Genomic DNA, 3,524 nt, shown 5'->3' on the forward strand with positions numbered 1-3,524 from the left:
GGGCGCCTTCGGCGCCCGGCTCGCCCCTAAATTTTTATTCCCCCTTCCCGCGGTCCGAAGGGCCGCGGGAAGGGGGAATCAAGGGGGGACTCCCACTCCCCACAGTGTATCCTTCGCACGGAATGTTTTTTAAATCTCATCAATCAGCGCAAGGAAAAAAGTTTCTATCGCCGCAAACCAAATTAAAATGGAAATGGGGTGAGGGGAAGGCAGGAATCTCCGATGGCCTGGAAGCGCCGCCCTCGTTCGGGATCGGTTACGGAAACGGATAGGTGCAAACGGTGCGGTTCATCGGCACGGCCAGTGAGTCAGGCGATTGGGGTGTGTTTAGATTGCATCCGCGCACACCCCGCGGAGGCCCTCGCCATCGCCCGGGAAGCCCACCGGAGCGTCCGACAAGCTTTCAATATGCCAACGCAAGCTCCCCGAACACCCGGAGGGATCCGGTGTGGGCTGTGCGCTTGGGAGTGCACCCTGGGGGAAGGGGAACGCGGCTATTGCGGTCTCCGACTGGCTCGAAACGGTCGGCTGGTTCATCTGGCGGGGACCCCCGAGAAAGGCCTCCTGCACTGGTATCGGGATCCCCTCCCTACCAACTGCGTGGCGGACTGGGTATGCGAGGGACATTACCGGCGGGGCGATCACAATCTCGCTGTGTTTTACGGCTCCTGCACCTTCAATTGCCTTTTCTGCCAGAACTGGCATTATCGCGAGCTCTCCCCTCAGGAGAGCCGGTTGATCTCCGCCCAGGAACTCGCCGAGGTCGCAAACCCACGCACTTTCTGTGTATGCTTCTTCGGCGGCGATCCATCTTCTCAAATGCCCCATGCGCTGGCCGCCGGCCGGCTCCTGGCCCGCAAGGGGGTCCGGATATGCTGGGAGACCAACGGGATGATGCATCCCAAGCTGCTCGATCAGGCGGTCCAGCTCTCGCTGGAGACTGGCGGCTGCATCAAGTTTGACCTCAAGGCCTTCGATGAGAATCTGCACATCGCGCTCACCAGCGCCAGCAACCGCCGCACGTTAGAGAACTTTCGGCGGGCTGCCGCGCGCATCCCGGAGCGTCCCCAACCGCCCCTGGTAGTGGCCAGCACCCTCCTGATCCCCGGCTACGTGGATGCGGAAGAGGTATACCGGATCGCCCAGTTCATCGCCGCCATCGATCCGAGCATCCCTTACACCCTGCTGGCTTTCGCCCCGCATTTCATGATGGCTGACCTCCCATGCACTCCCTCATCCCAAGCCCGGGAAGCGGTGGAAGCCGCCCGCGCCGCAGGCCTGGTCCGCATCCGAGTGGGAAATGTTTTTCTCCTCGATATGCCTCCACTTCTCGCTTTGTCTACCTGAATTCTGGGGAGGAAGGGAGCCATCTGCCTTCCCCGCTTTCCCTCCCTGCGGCCCAAAGGACTGCAAGGAGGGAAAGAAAAAACCTCGCAGATTGGGAGCCATCTTCGACGCCCTCCAACCCAGAAAGATCCCTGCTGAGAGCGAGGCCGAGAAGTGATCAGGACCCACTCGCCATCTCTATTCAGAATGAGCTAACCACCTGGATAACCCGGGGCTTCCCGGCCTTTGACGGGGTCGTCGCTCCATGCCAGAATGAGTCAAACCTTGAATCCCCGGAGGATGGATGGCGTTTGCCGCTTCGGTTCAGGCCTGAAGAGGAAAGCGCCTAAACTGAGAGAAAGAGGAAACTACAGGAGAAGCGATCTCTTCACCTGTTTTGCAGCTCTCCTTTCGGAGAAAGGAGTTCTCACGTGGACGATCGAATTATCCGGTTCATCCGAGCTCTCCGGGCGACGGGGGTTCGAGTTTCGGTGGCGGAATCAGCGGACGCGCTCCGGGCCGTTGAGCAGGTCGGCGTGATGGACCGCGAGGCTTTCAAAGTCGCCCTTCGAGCAGCTCTGGTGAAGGAGGCGCGGGCGATCCCTATCTTTGAAGAGCTCTTCCCGCTTTTCTTCGGCCTTCATAATCCCCCGATGACACCCGCCACAAGTGGGCTCTCACCTCAGGATGAGCGCCGCCTCCAGGCCGCCCTGCAGGCCCTCGCCCAGCAATTCGGCCCCCAACTCGCGTCCTTGATGCGCCGACTGCTGGAGGGACGCCCTCTCACCCCGGAGGAATTGGAGGCCCTGGCCCGCTACGCGGGAAGCCGCCGGGTTCAGGAGTGGGCGGATCGGACGGCCCTCGCACGCTGGATGCAGCGAAGCGCTGGCCTCGATGATCGCCTGGAGCAAATGATCCGCGCGTTGCTGCGGATGCTGGCGGAAGCGGGGATGGACGCAAAGACCCTTCAGCAGTTGGAAGAACAGATTCGCGCCAACCGGGGAGCAATGGCCCGCCAGATCCAACAGGCGGCAGGGATGGCGACCTTGGAGCGACTGGCTGAGCGCCCTCCGGAGCCCGGCGAGGCTGAATTAATGGAACGGCCTTTCCACGCCCTCACCCCGACGGATCTTCAGCGCATGCGTCAGATGATCGCCCGCTTGGCTGCCCGTTTGCGCACCCGGGCGGCCCTGCGCCTGAAGCGGGGCGATGGGCGCCGTCTGGACGCCAAAACCACCATGCGGATCAACCTGCGCCACGCCGGCGTCCCCTTCGATCTGCGCTTCCGCCGGCGTCATCTCAAGCCCCGGCTGGTCGTCCTGTGCGATCTCAGCACATCAGTGCGTCATTGTTCCGAGTTCTTCCTGCATCTGATCTACCTACTTCAAGATCAGATCAGCCGAACCCGTAGCTTTGTTTTCATCGACGATCTGGTGGAGATCACCCCCATCTTCGCAGAGCATCGACCGGACGAAGCGGTGCGTCAGGTGTTGCTGGAGAACCCTCCGGGGCATTACAACACCGATCTGGGGAACAGCCTGGCCACCTTCTGTCGGGATTATCTGGACGCCCTGGACCGACGGACCACAGTGATCGTGGTAGGGGACGCGCGAAACAATTACAATGACCCGCGGCTGGATTGCTTCGAGGCCATCCGCCGCCGGGCCAAACGCATTCTGTGGTTGAATCCGGAACCCCGTTCGCTCTGGGGCACCGGTGATAGCGATATGCCTCTCTATGCCCCCCTCTGCGCCGCGATCCACCAGGTTCAGAACCTGGCCGAGCTGGCGGAGGCCATCGACCGCCTGTTCGAACGGGGTGGGGTTTAGATCCCGGTAACCAGCGATGTGAGCGTGCGCTCCACACCCTCGATGGTCTGGATCTTCTCGGTGATCACCCGGCCGAGGGCGTTCAGATCATCGGCCTCCACCAAGGCGATCACATCGTAGGGGCCGGTGACCACCACGGCGGATTTCACCTCAGGGAGCCGCCGCAGGGCCTCAGCGACCGAGCTGGGCTTTCCCATCGCTGCCTGAATAAACACATATGCCTGAACCATCGCCGCCTCCTGATCCTCTTAGAAGGAACACTTGGGGAATCCACGTGAGCCCCAAAGGCTGGTGCCTTAGTGCTTCATCCATTTTGAGATATGGAATGGTGCAGGCCGACGCCTCCCTCCCCGCGGCCCAAAGGGCCGC

At 61.7% G+C, this 3,524-nt stretch carries 3 protein-coding genes; 2 read left to right on the forward strand and 1 reads right to left on the reverse strand.

What is annotated here, in order from left to right:
- Window positions 1-408: 408 nt before the first annotated feature.
- Window positions 409-1,347, forward strand: coding sequence for a radical SAM protein (locus ACFMO5_RS00375; protein WP_376790790.1), 939 nt, complete (start codon window positions 409-411; stop codon window positions 1,345-1,347).
- Between the two features lie 410 nt (window positions 1,348-1,757).
- Window positions 1,758-3,155, forward strand: coding sequence for a VWA domain-containing protein (locus ACFMO5_RS00380; RefSeq protein WP_376790791.1), 1,398 nt, complete (start codon window positions 1,758-1,760; stop codon window positions 3,153-3,155).
- Here ACFMO5_RS00380 and ACFMO5_RS00385 read toward each other — a convergent pair.
- On the reverse strand, window positions 3,152-3,385 hold the full coding sequence (locus tag ACFMO5_RS00385) for an Lrp/AsnC family transcriptional regulator (RefSeq protein WP_376790792.1): 234 nt from the start codon (window positions 3,383-3,385) through the stop codon (window positions 3,152-3,154). The two genes, ACFMO5_RS00380 and ACFMO5_RS00385, sit on opposite strands and share 4 nt — an antisense overlap.
- Window positions 3,386-3,524 lie beyond the last annotated feature (139 nt).

Source organism: Thermoflexus sp. (assembly GCF_042408365.1).
Classification (GTDB): Bacteria; Chloroflexota; Anaerolineae; order Thermoflexales; family Thermoflexaceae; genus Thermoflexus.